Consider the following 18,777-nt stretch of genomic DNA (forward strand, 5'->3'; position numbering starts at 1 on the left):
TGTATACTCTTAAAAAAGATTAGGAGGTCTCTATGAATCAGGTTAATTTAGTAGGCAATGTAACACATAATTTAGAGCTCAAACAATCACAACAAGAGATTAAATATACACAGTTTAGACTAGCAGTAGACGACAAAACTTCAAAAGAAAAAAGAACAAACTTTATTGATATTGTAGCTTTTGGCCGTCAAGCTGAAATACTCACACAGCATGTTGAAAAAGGTGAAAAATTATTTGTATCTGGGCGGTTAACAAGTAGTAAATTTGTTAACCCAGAAGGGAATAAAATAAGTAAAATAAAGGTGATCTTAGAAGCCTTCGAGTTTACGGGTAATCATAAGAGTTTGGCACAAGCCAATGTGGTTACTCAAAATGCATAGTTAATAGAATAAGCTAACAAGCTTTAATAAGTCGTATACGACTTATTAAAGCTTGTTTATTTTGCACAAATAAATGGTTTTATTTTATTTACCCTAAAAACAAGTGTATAGATAGCAGGGCTTTAGTAGATGATAAGTTTATAAAACATTATGAATGTGAGGGAAATAATGGAATCTATCAGATACTATCTATATTTTGTATTAGGGAAAATAAGACATCAATATTTTATGCAAATTCCTGAAAATGATCAAGAGTATAAAAGAAGCCGCATGTGGTTTATTGTAGATGGGGCATCAGCTGTAACGATTGGCGTGTTAGTTGGAGGGGCCTTTTTAGCGGCTATTCTTAGAACACTCGGAATTAGTGATTCTTTTAACGGAATTATATCAGCTATACCATCACTTGCCAGCATCATACAGCTTATAGGCATAGAATTTGCCAAAAGAATGCATAAAATCAAGCTTTTTGTATGTATTTTAGCAATTATACATAGGTTAATGTTTGCCTTTCTTTATGCTATACCTTTTTTAAAAATGAGTATAACTTGGAAAGTTATTTTATGTATCCTTACCTTTTTAACTGCACATACTTTAGGCCAAATGATAGCACCTGCTGCCGGAAATTGGATTTCTAGTTTAGTATCAGAAGATGTAAGAGGAAAGTATTTTGCAAATCGAGACTGCATCATGGTTTTAGTATCGATCACAGTTGCTTTGGGTACAGGACAGGTTTTTGACAGACTTAAAGCTTGGAGTAACCCAGATATGAAGTTCTTATTTGTTAGTTTGCAAATTCTAGTACTGGCCATTATTAATTTTATTGCCTTAAGCAATATCAAAGAACCAAGGTTTTCATATGTTTCTTCTGATAATAAGGAAATGCATGGCAAATTAGTTGAAAAAAGAGGTTATAAAGAGAGTAATGAGCATTGTGAAAAATTTTGGGTTACCTTTAAGCAAGTTATTTCAAATAAATCTTTTAGAAGCTCTATAATACTTACCGTACTATGGCAATCAGCATTTTTCTTTTCGACGCCATATTTTGGTATTTATCAAATCTCATATCTTAAGCTAAGCTATACATACATTATGATTATGGGATTTGCAGGAAGTCTTATAAGAATTATACTTACGCCTATTGGGGGAAAGGTAGCAGATAAGAAATCATGGGCACTTGTATTAAAAACCGCGCTTTCAGTCATGGCATTTGCATTTATCATAAATGGATTTACAGTACCAACCAATTCTCGTATGATGTTTACAATATATTCTATTTTGACAGGCGCAGCTTGGGCTGGGGTTGCACCAGGACTTTTTGCGATTCAGCTTGATTTAGCACCAGATGGAGATAAAACAGCTTATTTAGGAGTTAATGCTGCTATTATGGGAGTTTGTGGTTTTTTGAGCGCACTAGCCGGGGGCTATATTTTGCATCTTATACTAGACAGAGGCAATCAAATTTGGGGTTATCGTGTATATGGTCAACAAATTCTTTCTTGGGGTTCAGGGGTCTTAATTTTAGTGCTTGTTGCTTATATAAAATGGCGGTTCAAAAAGTTTTTATAGCAAAAGAACAATTAAAGTTTTAATATAATACTATAGAAAGTATAAAGACATTTAAGATTTATAAAAGATTAAAGAAGAATAGGTCAGAATGAGGAGGGAAAAATATGGGTAATGGTGCGGCATTTTTTGATATCGATGGCACAATCTATAGAGAAGGACTGATTACAGAGGTCTTTAAAAAAATGATCAAGTACGATTTAATAGATAATAGTAAATGGCATAGTGAAGTACGTCCAGCTTTTATCAATTGGGATAGAAGGCTGGGGGACTACGATACTTATTTACTTAAAATGGTAGATGTTTACTCAGAAGCTGTAAAAGGCATAAGTCCTTTTCATATGGCTTATGTAGCAAAAAGAGTTATTGAGCAAAAGGGTGATCGTGTATATACTTTTTCAAGAGAAAGAATCAAGTGGCATAAAGAAGAGGGACATAAGCTGATTGCTATCTCAGGCTCTCCTATTGAACTTGTTAGTGAAGTAGCAAATAAGTATGGGATGGATGATTATAGAGGTACCATTTATGAAGTTGATAAAAATGGGAAGTACAGCGGAGAAATAATTCCAATGTGGGACTCTAAGAGCAAGAAAAATGCTATCTTAGAGATAGTTAGCCGTAATAAACTTGATTTACAAGCGTGTTATGCCTATGGGGATACGTCGGGAGATTTTACAATGTTAAAGATGGTAGGTTACCCTTTTGCTATTAATCCAACAAAGGAGCTTATAACGCGGATTAGTGAAGATGCGGAACTTAGAAAAAAAATTAAAATAATTGTAGAGAGAAAAGATGTAACTTACAGGTTAAACATTGAAGGTTTAGATTGTTTCAACTAAATATAAGTATTTAAATATTGGAAACTGTCAAAATTAACCTTAGTAAAAGTATAAAAAAACTAGGAATAAGTATTGACATTCAAAAAAAATACAAGTATACTGAGTATCAATAAGATGCTTAAGTGTCAATTAGATACTTTGGTATCAAACAAGAAACTAAATAATGAAATCTTATCAAGAGAGATGGAGGGACTTGGCCCGAAGATATCTCAGCAACCTCATTTAATGTAAGGTGCTAATTCCAGCAGAACTTAAATTCTGAAAGATAAGTGGCATTGTGACAATACGTCTTAAGCCTCTTTTTGTCTTTTAGAAGACAAAAAGAGGCTTAAAAAATGATAAGCTATGAGAAGTACATCGGGATTTTTTAAGAAGGGGTTGATAAAAGTGAGCAAGCGGCTAGAAGGTCCTATTATTGAAATGAAAGCTTTAGGTAAAACCTTTTCTTCTTCAAACGGAGAGGTTATAGCTTTAAAAAATATAAATTTGCAGATTAATAAGGGCGATATTTTTGGTATCATTGGTATGAGTGGTGCTGGTAAAAGTACTTTAGTAAGGTGTATTAACTATTTAGAAAAGCCAACAGAAGGAGAAATATGGTTTGGTGATAAGGAGCTTGGAAGTCTTGATCAAAAAAGCTTAAGACAAGTAAGACAGTCGATGGGTATGATTTTTCAACAGTTTAATTTATGGATGCAGCGCACAGTTCTGAGTAATATTTGTTTTCCGCTTGAAATTGCAGGTGTAAGTAAATCAGAAGCTAGTCTTCGGGCAGAAGAATTATTAAAGCTCGTTGGACTTGAAAATAAAGCAGAGGCCTATCCGTCACAACTATCAGGAGGACAAAAACAGCGTGTTGCAATAGCTCGTGCATTGGCGACAAATCCTAAAGTGCTTTTATGTGATGAAGCAACCTCAGCGCTGGATCCGACTACTACAGAATCAATACTTGCCTTATTAAAAGATATTAATCAAAGATTAGGTATTACCATTATTATTATTACTCATGAAATGAGTGTCGTTGAGAAAATATGCTCTCATGTTGCAATTATTGATAAAAGCCAAATTGCAGAAGCTGGGCGGGTACATGATATCTTTACACATCCTAAAACTTTAGCAGCACAAAAACTTGTATATCCTAATGATAACCGTATTAACCATTTAATAGGCAAAAGGTGCTGTCGTATTATATTTGATGGTAGTTCATCTTATGACCCTGCTGTAGCACGTATGATTCTAGAATGCAAAGTGCTGGTTAATATACTTTATGCAGATATGAAGAATATCGATGGCCGGGCATTTGGTGAGCTAATTATTCAGCTGCCAGAAGACGAGACATCTGCAGATAAAGTTATTAGCTATCTCAGTTCGAAAAGCTTACAGGTAGAGGAGGTAAGTGGATATGTGGAATAGTACGATTATACAAATGCTAGCAAAAGGCGTATTTGAAACCTTATATATGACTTTACTATCTACTTTATTAGCCTATATAATTGGTCTGCCCCTAGGAGTTATACTTGTGACAACTGAAAAGGGAGGCATACTTCCAAATATTGGACTCAATAAAATACTTAATATTATTGTTAACTTAGCAAGATCTATACCTTTTCTTATTTTACTTATTGCAGTGCTGCCAATAACACGTTTTATTACAGGAACGACTATTGGCTCAACAGCAACAGTAGTACCGCTTGTTATAGCTGCGGCACCTTTTATTGCAAGGCTTGTAGAATCATCTATTAAAGAAATTGATAAAGGTATTATTGAAGCTGCACTATCCATGGGGGCAAGTCCGTTCCAAATTATTTACAAGGTTATGGTCCCAGAAGCAACCCCTTCACTTATTGTAGGAGCAGCTATCGCCACTACAACCATACTTGGGTATTCAGCCATGGCAGGCATAGTCGGTGGAGGCGGACTTGGCACTATAGCGATTAACTATGGGTACTACAGATATGAAAAGGGCATTATGATTGTTACCGTTATACTGCTTATTATCATTGTCCAGATTTTACAAGAAATAGGCATGAAGATTGCTAGCAAGAAAGATAAAAGAAAATAAAAATAATAACTATATGGAGGCAATAACTATGAAAAAAATAATAGCAGGATTAATCGTTTCAACACTTACTCTTTCACTTTTTGCAGGTTGTGGAAAAAAGGAAGATAATAAAATTGTAATAGGTGCATCAGTAACACCTCATGCAGAAATATTAGGCATAGCCAAAGATGTGCTTAAAGAAAAAGGTTATGAACTGGAGATCAAAGAATTTACAGATTATGTACAACCTAACCTTACACTTGAGAGTAAAGAACTAGATGCGAACTATTTTCAGCACCAACCTTATTTAGATAACTTTAATGAAGAAAACAAAACAAATCTTGTATCAGTGGCCTCTGTTCATTATGAACCGCTTGGTATTTATGCAGGCAAAACTAAGTCGCTTGATGACATTCAGGACGGCGCCACTATTGCTGTACCAAATGATACAACAAATGAAGCAAGAGCACTACTTTTATTAGAGACAATAGGTCTTATTAAAGTAAGCCCGGATGCAGGGCTTAAAGCGACAATTAATGATATTATTGAAAATCCTAAAAACATTAAGATTCAAGAGCTTGAGTCTGCACAACTTTCCAGGGCTTTACCAGATGTAGACTTTGCTGTTATCAATGGGAATAATGCACTGCAGGCAGGACTTAATGCAGCGACTGATGCACTTGCAAAAGAAGAGCAGGATTCACTTGCAGCTACGACTTTTGCTAACATCCTTGTTGTTCGTGTAGGAGATGAAAAACGTGAAGATATTAAAGCTTTGATTGAAGCTTTAAAAAGTGACCAAGTTAAAGCCTTTATAGAAGAAAAATATCAAGGAGCTGTTGTACCTATATTTTAACAGATAACACTTGCAAGGGCGTGTGTAAAAAGTGAAGTGATTCATTTTTTGCACACTTTTTTTATTATCTATTTTTAGATGATAAAAGCATTCAAATAGTAATTATTCTCAAAATTGTATTGACATCAAGTATCTGCACTGCTAAAATACTAATTAAGAAAGATAATTTGATAGTAATTATCAATAACATAAACTTTAAGTACATAAGAAGTGACTAGGATGTCTTTAACAATGTTAACATTAGGAAAAAAAGCCATTATAAATGTCTATAAGTTATCAAACCGCAGTAAGCAGTAATATGGAGCGTTGCCTTTATCATTTATCAGGAAGGCAGATTGTTTCTTAGCTAATAAAGGAGTGCTTGTGATGAATTTAAAAAAAAACTTAAATAAAAGAGGTTTTAGGCTTACAAAACAAAGACAGGCAGTAATGGAAGTTGTTTTAAATACAAAAGGTAAACACTTAAGCAGTGGAGAAATCTTTGAGATGGTCAAACATAACCATCCGAGTATCGGATTGGCGACTGTCTACCGAACATTGCCCCTTCTAGAGAAAATGAACTTACTAAGTAAGATTTCTTTAGATGATGGCTGTATCAGATATGAGGCTCTTACTGCTAAAGAACAAGGGCATCATCACCTGATATGTATAAAATGCGGTGCTGTTTATGAGATTAAGGAAGATCTATTGGGTGTTCGTGAAAAAGAAATACTTGAGCAAAATCATTTTAATGCTGCAAATTATATGGTTAAGATTTATGGGTACTGTATATCTTGTATAGACAAAGATAATGAAATATAATAGCAAAAAAATAGGTGTCAGAAGGAAGCTGGTGGCAGTATGATTAATTGGATTATAGGCGGGGGTATTATAGCTTTAACAATTTATATTATTGTAAAAAGAATTATACGCATGCGAAAAGGTGAAATGGGATGTTGTGGAGGCTGTACAGCAAGTAAGGGTGGCTGTGACTGCAAGCATGGATGATGAGGGGCGAAATAGCTTAAATAAATAGTGAGAACAAAAAAATTTACAATTAAAATGATAATGATAATCAATTTTATAAAAACAAATGAGATAATTTCTTTATTTCAAAAGGAGAGTGGAACAAATGAGCATAGTACTTGTTGGAGGACATGATAGAATGCATGAGGCGTATAAGGGCATCTGTTCAAAACGCGGGCATCGGGTGAAGGTTTATACCCAGCTGCCCGCTAGGTTTGATAAGATGATTGGAACGCCGGATGGGATTGTATTATTTACGGGGACTGTTTCCCATAAAATGATGCATATTGCAGTAAAAGAAGCTAAAAGAAAAAATATACCTATTGTAAGATGCCATAATAGTAGTGGTAACTCACTTGAAAGTATATTAGAGCAATTTGAGAAAGAATTGGCAGTGGCATCTTATTAATGAAAAAACTATTAAACATTATAAGGAGGTCTAGTAGAATGAAAAATATGACTATTATTTATTGGAGTGCAACAGGCAATACAGAGGCAATGGCATTAGCTCTTGAGGAAGGAGCAAAAAAAGCTGGTGTTTCTGTAAAATTACTTGAGGTTGGCAATGCTTCAAAAGAAGAGGTGTTAAAGGCTGATGCAGTAGCATTAGGGTGTCCGTCTATGGGCGCTGAAGAACTTGAGGAAGAAGAGATGGAACCTTTTATAGCATCCTTAGAAGTGGAAAATTTAAAAGGCAAACCTATGCTGTTATTTGGCTCTTATGATTGGGGAGATGGGCAGTGGATGCGTGAATGGACAGAAAGAATGACTAAACTAGGAGTGCTTCTAATGGAAGATGGTTTAATTATCCAAAATACACCTGACGAAGATGGTCTTAATAAGTGTCGAGAAATAGGCGAGAAGTTTGCATCAATATAATGCTGCAATGGAGTTGAGGAGGGGTAAAATATGGATAAGGCATTATTACGTCAATTTATTTCTGAATTAAATAAGCTTGAGGGCAAAGAATATCTTTTAGCTACAATAGCTTATAAAACTGCACCCACACGAAGTGGGATAAAGCCATCGTCTCTTATTTCCTTCTCAGCTAAGCATAAAAATCTTTACCACTTATGGGAAAAACACAAAGAAGAGATAGGTAATTATTTAAATCTTGATTTTTATGAACTCAAAAAAACTGAGGATTGGCTACTTATTTTATTTTATGACTACGATATGTTAGAAAAAACAACTACCAGTAAAACCAATCGGATTTTTTTAAAAAAGATGGGTTATCATAGTGAAGACACACTTAGCCGAAGGTTAGCATTTTTAAAAGAACGTTTCAGATTGATGTGTCCTCATGAGATTGGTGTCTTTCTTGGTATTCCTATTGAGGATGTATGTGGATTTATTAAACACAAAGGAACTAATTTTTTAATGTGTAAGTACTGGAAAGTATATCATAATCTTGAAGAAGCAAAAACCCTTTTTGAAGATTATGATAAGGCAAAAGCAAATGTAATTTATGCAATGCTTAATGCTGCTTCATAGATTGTTCTGTGCAAAGTATTCATAAACACTTCAGAATATTAAGGTGTCAGCTAAAGCAATTTTTCATTTTAAGTCCTACACAAGCAGATACAGCATTATGTGGACAGATTGGAGAGACAACACATGTTTTATAAGATCTCTAAATTGTTTCGTGTGCAGCATGTGCATGATGTTATTGAATGCCTTACTGCTGCACTTGAAGCTAAAGATATTTATACGAGTGGACATTCTTCACGGGTAGCAGCTATGTCCTTTGATCTAGCAAGATCTATGGGTATTAAAGGGGTTATGCTTGAGGATATACATATAGCGGCACATCTTCATGATATAGGTAAAATGGGAGTGCCAGAAAATATTTTAAATAAAAAAGGAAAATTATTGCCGCATGAGTGGACACAGATACAAAGACATCCTGAGATTGGGTATGCTATTTTAAGTAAGTCAAGGCAACTTGATAAAATTGCAGAGATGGTACTTTATCATCATGAAAGATGGGATGGTAAGGGATATCCTCATGCACTTAAAAAAGATAAAATCCCACTGGGATCAAGAATTATTGCAGTAGCTGATGGTATTGATGCAATGACATCAGCTAGGCCTTATCGGGAGGCTATGTCGTGGGAAGACTGTATGGAAGAAGTACTTTTAAACAAGGAATTGCAGTTTGACCCAGTTGTGGTAGAAGCAGCACTGCGCATATGGAAAAAATGGGAATATCAGCCAAAAGCCAGCTGAAATAGAGAGATCGAATAGATAAAAAGACTGTTCGATTTTTTTTATACAAAGAAATATGAATTAGGGATTGACATATATAAAGCATAAGTATTAAACTAAATGTACGGACATTATAACATTATGATATATATAAATACATTAAAGGGTGATGAAGTGTCAATTTTAAATGGCGTAATTAAAAGAGAGAGTCCTATACCACTATACTATCAGTTAAAAGAAATTATATTAAGTGAATTGACAAGCAACAGACTAGTATCTGGAGATTATTTGCCAACAGAGAATGAGCTTATGGCGTATTATCAGATTAGCAGAGCAACGGTTCGTCAAGCGATGAGTGAGCTTGTTAATGAAGGGTATTTATCAAGACAAAAAGGAAAGGGTACCTTTGTATCGAAACCTAAGATTACGCAACAATCTATTAATCGCGTAGAAACCTATCAAGAAAAGATGCGAAAAATAGGTAAAAATGCAGGAACTAAAGTTGTATACTGTGATATTATAATGCCCAGTGCAACAATCTGCCAAGCTTTAAGTTTATCTAAGCAGCATAAAGTGATTCGCTTAGTAAGAATCAGGTTAGTAGATGAAGAACCCATTGTAGTTGCAGAAACTTATATGCCTTATAATGTATGCAGTTTTGTATTGGAACATGACTTAGAGAGTGAATCCTTATATGCAATTTTATCTGAGAACGAAAAGACGCGTATTGTCACTGCAAAAAGAACAATAGAAGCAGTACTCGCAAGTGAGAGTGCTGCAAAGATGTTAGAGATAACAGAGGGGGATGCACTTCAAGTTATTAAGACAATAGCTTTAAATAAAGAAAATATTGTTATTGAATATACAACAGCAAAATACCGAGGAGATAGGAATCTATTTATTGTTGAAACACAAGTAGAGGTATAAAGATGTACAAAACATGAAGTGAGAGGCGGCATTTAAGATGAAGAAGTATTTATTAGCACACGATTTGGGGACATCTGGAAATAAAGCAACTCTCTATAGTACAGATGGCAAACTAGTTAGTAGTAAGGTATATGCGTATGATACACATTTTTTTAACACCAATTGGGCTGAACAAGACCCAGACATGTGGTGGCGGGCAGTAGCGCATACAACAAAAGCTATATTAGAAGATGTAGATAGGAAAGATATACTGGCAGTATCTTTTAGTGGACAAATGCAAGGATGTGTCTGTGTAGATCGTGAGGGTATCCACTTAAGACCAGCGATTATATGGGCTGATCAAAGAGCGCAAATAGAAACACAGGAACTTATAAAAGAAGTTGGCATACAAAAGTTTTATAAGATAACAGGTCATAGACCTAGCCCTGCCTATAGCATAGAAAAGCTTATGTGGATCAAAAATAATGAATTTGATGTCTATCAAAAGACTTATAAAATGTTGCTTTGTAAGGATTATATGGTTTTAAAATTAACTGGTAAGTACGTTACAGATTACTCAGATGCCTCAGGGACTAATGCGTTAGACTTAAATACCAGACAATGGTCAGAAGAAATTGTTAAGGCAGCAAAAATAGATCGTGATAAACTACCCATGTTAATACCATCAACGCAAATTGTAGGAGGTGTTACCCGTGAAGCCGCCAGGGAAACTGGTTTGGCTGAAGGGACCCCAATTGTAATTGGTGGTGGTGATGGCGCGTGTGCAGCAGTAGGCGCGGCAAGTATTAATGCTGGAGATGCCTATGGCTGCATAGGCTCATCTTCGTGGATTGCACTTACAGTGGATAAGCCCATTTATGATGATCAGATGAGAACTTTTAACTTTGCACATATTGTACCAGACCTTATTATGCCATGTGGCACAATGCAAACAGGAGGTGCTTCATATAGCTGGCTTAAAAATCAACTGGCTTTATATGAGGTCAGTGAAGCTAAACGATTAGGGATAAGTCCGTATACACTTATCAATGACTTAGCTAAGCAATCTCCGGTAGGAGCAAATGGGCTGATCTATCTCCCTTACCTTTTAGGTGAGCGAAGCCCAAGATGGAATGTCAATGCCAAGGGAGCATTTATAGGACTTAAGATGGAAAGCCAAAGAGAAGATATTTTTCGTTCAGTATTAGAAGGTGTGGCATTTAATATGAACACTATTTTAAATTGTTTTAAAAAACATACAGCAATTAAAGAAATGATTGTCATTGGGGGCGGAGCAAAGGGGGAACTATGGCGGCAGATTATGGCCGATATTTATGGAGTGCCTATTCTAAAACCCAATTTTCTAGAGGAAGCGACGTCTATGGGGGCTGCTATAGCAGCTGGCGTTGGCATAGGGGTATTTGAAAACTTTAAGGTAATCAATCAGTTTCTTAAAATGGAGGATAAGATTTATCCTATCCCTGAAAATCAAGAGATTTATACAAGAATGTATCCAATTTTTGAACAGTGCTACACATCACTTGTTGATGTGTATGACCAATTAGCGACATTATAAGCATAGAGGGAGACGTATATGAGAATTTATATTGACACAGCAAATACATCAGATATTAAAAGGATTATTACTAAGTTTCCCGTAGATGGGGTAACAACTAATCCGTCACTTTTAGCAAGAGAAAAAATGAATCCGATGGCGCAGCTTAAAAAAATAATAAGTTTGTTAGAAAAAGATATGGAGATTCATGCACAAGTGCTTTCAAGTAGTGCAGAAGATATGATTATTGAAGCTGATTATATGAGAAGACAGTTAGGAGAACAAATTTTTATTAAAGTACCTGTAACCCATGAAGGCATAAAAGCAATGAAAGAGCTTAGTAAAGCAGGTTTTAATCTAACAGCGACTGCTATTTATACACCTATGCAAGCTGTAATGGCTGCAAAAGCAGGGGCTAGATGGACAGCTCCATATGTAAATAGGCTTGATATGATAGGGGCTAATGGTGTACAGGTAGCAATTGATATTCACAATATCTTAACTCAAATGAAGGGTAAAACAGGTTTGCTTGCTGCAAGTTTTAAAAACGTAGAACAAATCTTGAAACTTGCAGAAGCAGGAGCAGGAGCTGTGACTGTAGCACCTGAACTTTTAGAACAGTTTTTATATCACCCGCTTACAGAAAAAGCAGTAACAGACTTTACAAATGACTTTGAATGTATTACGGCGAAAGGCGCTACAATGAAGGGGTTATAAAAAATAGTACTTATTAATTGAACCGGTGTTTTAAAAAAGGTATTAATGTATCCTATTTATGTTAATGCCTTTTTGCATTTTAAAAAGAAAGATGACAGCTTAATAGTATAAGAAGGTATACAAAAGATGCTAAGTTTGTGTAGAATGCTGGAAAATGAATATAATTTATGTTAAGTATTTGATAATTTATGATTAAGTGTTATAATAACACTTGGTGTATTTTATTATAAATTATTACATAAGGAGACAAACAATGAATAACAGGAGTGAATTTTCTAGCAAGCTCGGATTTGTGCTTGCAGCAGCAGGTTCAGCAGTAGGGCTTGGAAATATTTGGAGATTTCCATATCTTGCAGCAAAATATGGTGGAGGACTATTTCTGCTGATTTATATTTTCTTTGTCGTTACTTTTGGATTTGCGATTATGATGGTAGAGATTGCAATCGGAAGAAAAACAAAGCTAAGTCCAATTGGAGCTTATAAAGCGCTTCATACCAAGTACAGCTTTATAGGTATTATAGCCTCACTGGTAGCTTTTTTGATTTTACCTTATTACAGTGTAATTGGTGGATGGGTTATTAAATATTTTGTAACTTTTCTAACTGGTGGGCAGGCAGCTACAGCTAATGATACCTTTTTTGTAACATTTATTACCTCACCTTTGCAGCCGGTTTTATGGCAGATCGTGTTTGTTTTAGCGACACTGGCAGTTGTTTGGCGAGGGGTAAAAGATGGTATTGAGAAGGCAAGTAAAATACTTATGCCGATGTTAGTGGTTCTTTCAGTTGGAGTAGCACTCTATGCACTTACCTTACCTGGGGCCTTTGAAGGGGTAAAATACTTTCTGATCCCTGATTTTTCACGTTTTTCAGTACAAGCTGTTTTAGCAGCGTTAGGTCAGATGTTTTATTCACTATCTCTTGCAATGGGAGTTATGATCACCTATGGTTCATATCTTAACAAAGATGATGACCTTGAAAAATCAGTTAAACAAATTGAATTTTTTGATGCAGGAATTGCAATACTCGCAGGATTTATGATTATTCCAGCTGTATTTGCCTTTTCTGGAGGTGATGAGGCAGCACTCAATGCTGGACCAGGACTTATGTTCGTAACATTACCAAAGGTATTTGATACTATGGGAATGAGCGCTTTAGTGGGAGGTATATTCTTTCTACTTGTACTTTTTGCGGCACTTACATCTGCTATTTCGCTTATGGAAGCAGTTGTTTCAACAGTATGTGATCAGTTTAAATTCTCAAGAAAAAAATCTGCACTTATTGTTGCGTTTACAGCTATTATCTTAGGCATTCCATCTTCACTAGGAAATGGGATTTGGAGTCATTTTACAGTAATGAATATGGCATTTTTAGATTTAATGGATTTCATTACAAATGCAGTACTTATGCCTATTGGTGCGTTATTAACCTGTATATTTATAGGTTATGTTATAGGTGTGGATGCTATAGTAGATGAAGTAAAAAAATCTTCTCAATTTAAGAGAGAAAAAGTTTTTAGAATTATGATCAAATATGTAGCGCCTATTTGTATTATTGCAATACTTATCAGTTCCGTGCTATCTGCATTTGGTATAATCGTACTATAAAATAATAGTCATAAAATCAAAATCGTAGTGTTAAATACACTGCGATTTTTTTAATTGATTAGAATTTTTCTAAAGATATCTCATTAATTTATAAACAAATTTAGTCGAACTTCATATTATATAAGAAGACAATATATGACTAATTATGGCAAAAATATAAAATTAAGGAATGATATATTATGAGAAATATAAATAATAATATAATACGTATAGCTTTGCTTCATATTGCACCAAGAACAGGTGAGATTCAGTATAATAGAGCTCAAATAAGATATGCTCTTGCCCTTGCAGCAGGATATGGTGCTGATTTAGCGATTACTCCTGAACTTGCAGAAAGTGGTTATAGCTTTGCAAGTGTTATTGATTTAAATACTGTTCCTATTTTCCCAAATGACTTTTTATATACACTAAGAGAAGTAGCGTTTAAGTATAACATGAATCTTATTGTAGGATTTCCAGAACATGATAATAGCAGCCTAGAACTTTATAATACATTGGCTTATATAGATAGGACCGGGAAGATACAGGACACATACAGGAAGATTCATGTAAGCGAAGATGAATACAGAACTTGGGAAACACCTGGCGATAGAGTAGTGGTAGAAAATATAGATGGACTTCAAGTAGGATTTTTAATAGGAGAAGATGTTTTTTATAGAGATATTGCGTATCAGTGCAAGAGGATGGGCGCACAGCTACTTTTAGCACAAATGGCATGGCCAAAAGTAGAATGGAATGCAAGCAAAGAATGGGAAACTTGTGCAAAAGAAATCGGGTTGCCGCTGATTGTTTGTAATCGAACTGGATGTGAAGGGGTAATTAGTTTTGCACAAGGAGAAAGCGTTGTTATAAATCGAGGAAAAATAGAATACTTATTTGCAGCTTGGGAACCCGGGGTTTTTATCATAGAGTTTAACAGTTATACAAACTGCTTTTCCTTTGTAGGAAGTATGAAACTCTAATAAATGTATAAGAAAACACATATTTAAGAGAAGAGTATTTGACAGATTATTAAGAAGTATATATAATTATATTATAGGTAGGTATAAAAATAGAAGAGGTGTTTGATGAGCATTGTAGTATCTAAATAGATGAATTAAATAAGTAAATGAGTCCAAAAATAGGGAGAACAGATCCCTTTATTTGTTGTGGATGATTTTACAATCTATAAAGATACAAAACTGCAAACAAACTAAGGACATAGAAAGTGTTAAACCAAAGTTGCGTGCTGATGTATGCAGCTTTTTTTGTGTCCCAAATATCAAAACTCTACCGGCCTATGTGGCATGTATCTTATAGAGTGTGTTTTTAAAGACGGTATTGATCACTTATAATCTAAAAAAGGAGTTAGTAAATAATGCAGCCACAAACTTTTGAAAAATTACAATATGATGTGCTTAAAGGGATCGTAAAAGAGTATTGCGTAAGCTCTCTAGGCAAAAAATTAATAGACAAACTTATACCAAGCGGGAATAAAGCTATTGTAGAAAAAAGATTGCAAGAAACACAAGAAGCAAAGCAGCTTATTGATTATTCAGGAACGATTCCTCTCCAAGGTATTATGAACATTGAAGATATTATCGAGAAGGCTGAAAAAGGCATTATTCTTGATCCGGAAATTTTAGCCCATACCGCAGCCTTCTTAAGAGGCTGTAGAAAGATAAAATCTTATATGAAAGATAAAACATTTTATGCGCCTATACTATGTAGTTATAGCTTAGGGATAGAAACATTGGATCACTTAGAAGAAGAGCTTGCACGTGCGATTAAAAACAATAAAGTAGATGATCATGCAAGTAATGAACTTAAGAAAATACGAAGGTATATGGCTTTAACAGAAGCTAAAATAGAAGAGAGGCTAAACAAATTTCTTAAAAGCAGTCAAAATAAACCCTATATACAAGAATTTTTTGTAAGTAAGAGGCAGGGGAAGCTGACCATCCCCATTAAAGCATCTTATAAAAATCAAGTACAAGGAACGATTATCGAAACTTCACCAAAAGGGACAACAGTCTTTATTGAGCCTAGCAGTGTGAGTAAATATACACAAGAACTTTTAGTATTAGTGTCTGAGGAACAGGTGGAAGAGTATAAAGTGCTTGCATACCTGACTGGCTTAATCTTAGATCATAGTGGGGCTATCAAACGTAATATTGAGGTAATGGGAGAGTATGATATGATTTTTGCTAAGGCTAAATACAGCAAATCTATAGAGGGGATAATGCCTAAAGTTAATCAATGTGGCAAGATAGTCATTAAAAAGGGACGACATCCGCTTTTAAAAGGGGATGTTGTACCACTAGAAGTTGAAATAGGTAAGGATTTTAGAAGTCTCATTATTACCGGACCTAATGCTGGTGGCAAAACCATTGTGCTTAAAACAGTAGGATTACTTGTTTTAGCTATGCAGTCAGGATTTCATCTGCCGGCAGCAGAAGGTACTGAACTTTCTGTATTTGATAAAGTCTTTGTAGATATTGGTGATGATCAAAGTATGGAAAATGCATTAAGCACTTTTTCGTCCCATGTTAAGAATTTAGCGGCTGTTATCCAGAAAACAAATAAAGCGACCTTACTTCTTTTTGATGAAATAGGAAGTGGTACAGAACCGAGTGAAGGTGCAGCGCTAGCCATAGCTATATTAGAGGCAGTTTATCAAAAGGGGGCTATTACACTGGCAACTACCCACTATGGGGAGATTAAGACCTTCTCAGCCAGTCATCCAGATTTTCAAAATGCAGCAATGAGATTTAATAGTGAAACACTTGAGCCACTCTATCAGTTAATTGTAGGAGAAGAAGGGGAAAGTAATGCACTATGGATTTCAAAAAAAATGGGTATACAAGACAGTATAATAAATCGTGCAAAAAAGTATATGGTATGTAATGTTTATGATTTAGAGAAAGTTAATCCAGCTAAAATAAGAAGGCCACAAGAAATCCAATATAAGTCTATACCAGAAAATGTTCAGTTTCATAAGGGAGATAAAGTTTTTCTTAATGAATACAATGACTTTGGTATTGTTTACAGTCCTCAGGATAAGTATAATAATCTCATAGTTTTATATAATAAACAGTTAATAGAAGTACATGTTAAAAAAATAAAACTAGAAATAAAGGCTAAGGAACTTTATCCCGAAGGGTATGATCTTGAGAGCCTTTTTACAAGTTTTACGGAGAGAAAACTCGAAAGAGATATTCAAAGAGGTTCTAAAAAAGCATTAAAACGCATTAAAAAATATGGTATAGAGGAGCTAAAGCATAGGGATTAAGCACTCACTGAATATTTAAAGGGGGACTGTAATCGGTGTCTGGCATAAGATATTATTTTAATCATACTTCTGAAAAAATGCAGATAAAAAAATGTGAGGATTCTCTACATGCTTCAAAAGCACATTTTCACCATCAAATTTCTATAGGATTTGTTGAAAGGGGAAGCTGTATGCTTGAAGTGTATGATAAAACCTATCATATAATAGAAAATACTATGTTGATTATCCCAGCAAATATTGTTCATAAATGCAGTCCAAAAGACCATAGCCATTGGAGATTTAAGATGTTGTATATTGATACTTTATGGTTCCAATCTGCATTTAACAAAGATAATAAGGATTTATCCTTTTTATATCAGCAAATAGATGAGAGGCTATACCAGATGTTTGCATGCTTGTTTGATCCTACGTATATTGCAGCAAAAGACATGGGATATGAATCTATTTTAGTTGAAAGTATTTTAAACTTATTAGACCTTGGTAATGAAAATTTTTATAAAATAAGCGGGCAGGATCAGCATATATCCCATATCGAGTGTGTTAAGGCGTATTTGGATACAAATTACTTAAACCCAGTTATGTTAGAGGATATCAGCGAACTTGTGCATTTAAGCAAGTATTATATCATTAGGCAGTTTCAGCAGCTTTATGGCTTGTCACCTTATCAGTATCTTGTAAATCTGCGTATTAATAGGGCAAAGGAGCTGCTTAATGAGCAAAAAGAAATTATAGAAGCTGCCCTTCAAACGGGTTTTTATGATCAAAGTCATTTTACAAAATGTTTTAAACAGTATATGGGGCTTACGCCTATGCAGTATAGAAATTACGTTAAATAAAACTGCAATTTTTTACAAGATTTAAAGAAGTAATCTATTTATACTCATCTTAACGAATAGAAAGAGGTGTATAGTAGATGAAAGAACATGTTATTTTAGGACACATATTAGCAGTTATAACTATTTTGATTTGGGGAACTACATTTATTTTTACCAAGGTATTATTAAAAGAATTTTCGCCAGAAGAAATACTTTGGTATAGATTTATTTTGGCTTTTATAGTTTTGGCGTGTATTTATCCTCAAAATTTAAAAGTATTATCTTATAAGGATGAAAGGTTGTTTTTTCTTCTAGGTCTTACAGGCGTTACTTTATACTATTGGACAGAAAGTTTAGCACTGAAATATTCTTCGGTATCTAATGTAGGCTTAATTGTTTCTGCCATTCCGTTATTTACTGCTTTTATGATGCACTTTATTAATAGAGAGAAAAAGCTGCCTTTAAAGTTGTTTTTAGGAGGAACTATTGCGCTTATGGGGATTGGTATGATCGTTTATCATGGGCAAACAGTAAGTTTAAGTCCTGTAGGAGATTTGTTAGCTGTGTGTGCTGCAATGGTATTTTCCATTTATTCTATTTTAATTCAGAAAGTACAGGATAGATACTCCTCTTTACTTATTATAACAAAAGTGTTTTTTTATGGGATAATTACTATTTTTCCAATTTTCATTTTTTCATATCAAACAAGAAGTACTGCCAGGCTTTTAATGCCACATAATATAGGCAATATGTTATTTCTTGTAGTGTTTGCGTCGCTTGCGTGCTTTATGATGTGGAATAAGTCTATCCAAATCATTGGTTCGGTAAGAACAACGAGCTATATCTATTTTGTACCTATTATCACCATGGCTGCTTCATTCATTTTACTAAACGAAACGATTGATACCATGATGATAGTTGGAGGTATATTTATTTTTATTGGTGTTTATATCAATGATAAGGGCAGTATAAAAAAGATACTGTTAAATAGAAAGTAAACAATGAGATATGACAA

20 protein-coding genes and 1 riboswitch are annotated in these 18,777 nt (G+C 34.5%); all 20 genes read left to right on the forward strand.

The features are described 5' to 3' along the window. Nucleotides 1-32: 32 nt before the first annotated feature. The 20 genes from BN3326_RS00675 (at nt 33) to BN3326_RS00765 (ending at nt 18,760) form a co-directional block, all read left to right on the forward strand. Nucleotides 33-380 carry a single-stranded DNA-binding protein gene (locus BN3326_RS00675; protein WP_069997199.1) on the forward strand — a complete coding sequence of 116 codons (348 nt, stop codon included), beginning with the start codon at nt 33-35 and terminating at the stop codon, nt 378-380. Nucleotides 381-548: 168 nt separating this feature from the next. After that, the gene (locus BN3326_RS00680; RefSeq protein ID WP_069997200.1) at nt 549-1,946 is read left to right on the forward strand and encodes an MFS transporter; all 1,398 of its coding nucleotides are present in this window, start codon (nt 549-551) and stop codon (nt 1,944-1,946) included. A gap of 104 nt (nt 1,947-2,050) precedes the next feature. After that, nucleotides 2,051-2,782 (forward strand): HAD-IB family hydrolase, encoded by a 732-nt coding sequence (locus BN3326_RS00685; protein ID WP_069997201.1) that lies wholly within the window; start codon nt 2,051-2,053, stop codon nt 2,780-2,782. A gap of 168 nt (nt 2,783-2,950) precedes the next feature. Further along, nucleotides 2,951-3,054: riboswitch (SAM riboswitch) on the forward strand. A gap of 148 nt (nt 3,055-3,202) precedes the next feature. Continuing rightward, nucleotides 3,203-4,195: a methionine ABC transporter ATP-binding protein gene (locus BN3326_RS00690; RefSeq protein ID WP_069998373.1), complete on the forward strand. Its 993-nt coding sequence runs from the start codon at nt 3,203-3,205 to the stop codon at nt 4,193-4,195. Beyond that, entirely contained in the window at nt 4,185-4,844 is a 660-nt protein-coding gene (locus BN3326_RS00695) for a methionine ABC transporter permease (protein WP_069997202.1), read from the forward strand. The genes BN3326_RS00690 and BN3326_RS00695 overlap by 11 nt, the downstream gene beginning before the upstream one ends. A 28-nt stretch (nt 4,845-4,872) precedes the next feature. After that, nucleotides 4,873-5,679, forward strand: coding sequence for a MetQ/NlpA family ABC transporter substrate-binding protein (locus BN3326_RS00700; protein ID WP_069997203.1), 807 nt, complete (start codon nt 4,873-4,875; stop codon nt 5,677-5,679). Nucleotides 5,680-6,045: 366 nt separating this feature from the next. Continuing rightward, nucleotides 6,046-6,480 carry a Fur family transcriptional regulator gene (locus BN3326_RS00705; RefSeq protein WP_083258436.1) on the forward strand — a complete coding sequence of 145 codons (435 nt, stop codon included), beginning with the start codon at nt 6,046-6,048 and terminating at the stop codon, nt 6,478-6,480. 39 nt (nt 6,481-6,519) lie between these two features. Further along, nucleotides 6,520-6,666 carry a hypothetical protein gene (locus tag BN3326_RS21830; RefSeq protein ID WP_171903735.1) on the forward strand — a complete coding sequence of 49 codons (147 nt, stop codon included), beginning with the start codon at nt 6,520-6,522 and terminating at the stop codon, nt 6,664-6,666. A 124-nt stretch (nt 6,667-6,790) separates the two neighbouring features. Further along, on the forward strand, nt 6,791-7,093 hold the full coding sequence (locus BN3326_RS00710; RefSeq protein WP_069997204.1) for a DUF2325 domain-containing protein: 303 nt from the start codon (nt 6,791-6,793) through the stop codon (nt 7,091-7,093). 38 nt (nt 7,094-7,131) lie between these two features. Next, nucleotides 7,132-7,563 carry a flavodoxin gene (locus tag BN3326_RS00715; protein WP_069997205.1) on the forward strand — a complete coding sequence of 144 codons (432 nt, stop codon included), beginning with the start codon at nt 7,132-7,134 and terminating at the stop codon, nt 7,561-7,563. A 30-nt stretch (nt 7,564-7,593) separates the two neighbouring features. Beyond that, nucleotides 7,594-8,178 carry a DUF3793 family protein gene (locus tag BN3326_RS00720; RefSeq protein ID WP_069997206.1) on the forward strand — a complete coding sequence of 195 codons (585 nt, stop codon included), beginning with the start codon at nt 7,594-7,596 and terminating at the stop codon, nt 8,176-8,178. A gap of 123 nt (nt 8,179-8,301) precedes the next feature. Continuing rightward, on the forward strand, nt 8,302-8,913 hold the full coding sequence (locus tag BN3326_RS00725) for an HD-GYP domain-containing protein (RefSeq protein ID WP_069997207.1): 612 nt from the start codon (nt 8,302-8,304) through the stop codon (nt 8,911-8,913). A gap of 153 nt (nt 8,914-9,066) precedes the next feature. Next, nucleotides 9,067-9,819 (forward strand): GntR family transcriptional regulator, encoded by a 753-nt coding sequence (locus BN3326_RS00730; protein WP_171903737.1) that lies wholly within the window; start codon nt 9,067-9,069, stop codon nt 9,817-9,819. A gap of 37 nt (nt 9,820-9,856) precedes the next feature. Next, nucleotides 9,857-11,374: a xylulokinase gene (gene xylB, locus BN3326_RS00735; RefSeq protein WP_069997208.1), complete on the forward strand. Its 1,518-nt coding sequence runs from the start codon at nt 9,857-9,859 to the stop codon at nt 11,372-11,374. 18 nt (nt 11,375-11,392) lie between these two features. Continuing rightward, on the forward strand, nt 11,393-12,070 hold the full coding sequence (locus BN3326_RS00740) for a transaldolase family protein (RefSeq protein WP_069997209.1): 678 nt from the start codon (nt 11,393-11,395) through the stop codon (nt 12,068-12,070). 253 nt (nt 12,071-12,323) lie between these two features. Continuing rightward, nucleotides 12,324-13,676 carry a sodium-dependent transporter gene (locus tag BN3326_RS00745; protein WP_069997210.1) on the forward strand — a complete coding sequence of 451 codons (1,353 nt, stop codon included), beginning with the start codon at nt 12,324-12,326 and terminating at the stop codon, nt 13,674-13,676. Between the two features lie 179 nt (nt 13,677-13,855). Then, nucleotides 13,856-14,638 carry a carbon-nitrogen hydrolase family protein gene (locus BN3326_RS00750; protein ID WP_069997211.1) on the forward strand — a complete coding sequence of 261 codons (783 nt, stop codon included), beginning with the start codon at nt 13,856-13,858 and terminating at the stop codon, nt 14,636-14,638. A 395-nt stretch (nt 14,639-15,033) separates the two neighbouring features. Next, a complete protein-coding gene (locus tag BN3326_RS00755) occupies nt 15,034-16,947 on the forward strand; it encodes an endonuclease MutS2 (protein WP_069997212.1) in 1,914 nt (637 codons plus the stop codon). Nucleotides 16,948-16,982: 35 nt separating this feature from the next. Next, nucleotides 16,983-17,783 carry an AraC family transcriptional regulator gene (locus BN3326_RS00760; protein ID WP_069997213.1) on the forward strand — a complete coding sequence of 267 codons (801 nt, stop codon included), beginning with the start codon at nt 16,983-16,985 and terminating at the stop codon, nt 17,781-17,783. A 77-nt stretch (nt 17,784-17,860) separates the two neighbouring features. Then, nucleotides 17,861-18,760 carry a DMT family transporter gene (locus BN3326_RS00765; RefSeq protein WP_069997214.1) on the forward strand — a complete coding sequence of 300 codons (900 nt, stop codon included), beginning with the start codon at nt 17,861-17,863 and terminating at the stop codon, nt 18,758-18,760. The last annotated feature ends 17 nt before the right edge of the window (nt 18,761-18,777 follow it).

Source organism: Cellulosilyticum sp. I15G10I2, from assembly GCF_900095725.1.
In the GTDB taxonomy this organism is placed as follows: Bacteria; Bacillota; Clostridia; order Lachnospirales; family Cellulosilyticaceae; genus FMMP01.

Coding starts and splice junctions, on each gene's coding strand:
- BN3326_RS00675 (WP_069997199.1), top strand. CDS start 33: ATGAATCAGGTTAATTTAGTAGGCAATGTAACACATAATTTAGAGCTC.
- BN3326_RS00680 (WP_069997200.1), top strand. CDS start 549: ATGGAATCTATCAGATACTATCTATATTTTGTATTAGGGAAAATAAGA.
- BN3326_RS00685 (WP_069997201.1), top strand. CDS start 2,051: ATGGGTAATGGTGCGGCATTTTTTGATATCGATGGCACAATCTATAGA.
- BN3326_RS00690 (WP_069998373.1), top strand. CDS start 3,203: ATGAAAGCTTTAGGTAAAACCTTTTCTTCTTCAAACGGAGAGGTTATA.
- BN3326_RS00695 (WP_069997202.1), top strand. CDS start 4,185: ATGTGGAATAGTACGATTATACAAATGCTAGCAAAAGGCGTATTTGAA.
- BN3326_RS00700 (WP_069997203.1), top strand. CDS start 4,873: ATGAAAAAAATAATAGCAGGATTAATCGTTTCAACACTTACTCTTTCA.
- BN3326_RS00705 (WP_083258436.1), top strand. CDS start 6,046: ATGAATTTAAAAAAAAACTTAAATAAAAGAGGTTTTAGGCTTACAAAA.
- BN3326_RS21830 (WP_171903735.1), top strand. CDS start 6,520: ATGATTAATTGGATTATAGGCGGGGGTATTATAGCTTTAACAATTTAT.
- BN3326_RS00710 (WP_069997204.1), top strand. CDS start 6,791: ATGAGCATAGTACTTGTTGGAGGACATGATAGAATGCATGAGGCGTAT.
- BN3326_RS00715 (WP_069997205.1), top strand. CDS start 7,132: ATGAAAAATATGACTATTATTTATTGGAGTGCAACAGGCAATACAGAG.
- BN3326_RS00720 (WP_069997206.1), top strand. CDS start 7,594: ATGGATAAGGCATTATTACGTCAATTTATTTCTGAATTAAATAAGCTT.
- BN3326_RS00725 (WP_069997207.1), top strand. CDS start 8,302: ATGTTTTATAAGATCTCTAAATTGTTTCGTGTGCAGCATGTGCATGAT.
- xylB (WP_069997208.1), top strand. CDS start 9,857: ATGAAGAAGTATTTATTAGCACACGATTTGGGGACATCTGGAAATAAA.
- BN3326_RS00740 (WP_069997209.1), top strand. CDS start 11,393: ATGAGAATTTATATTGACACAGCAAATACATCAGATATTAAAAGGATT.
- BN3326_RS00745 (WP_069997210.1), top strand. CDS start 12,324: ATGAATAACAGGAGTGAATTTTCTAGCAAGCTCGGATTTGTGCTTGCA.
- BN3326_RS00750 (WP_069997211.1), top strand. CDS start 13,856: ATGAGAAATATAAATAATAATATAATACGTATAGCTTTGCTTCATATT.
- BN3326_RS00755 (WP_069997212.1), top strand. CDS start 15,034: ATGCAGCCACAAACTTTTGAAAAATTACAATATGATGTGCTTAAAGGG.
- BN3326_RS00765 (WP_069997214.1), top strand. CDS start 17,861: ATGAAAGAACATGTTATTTTAGGACACATATTAGCAGTTATAACTATT.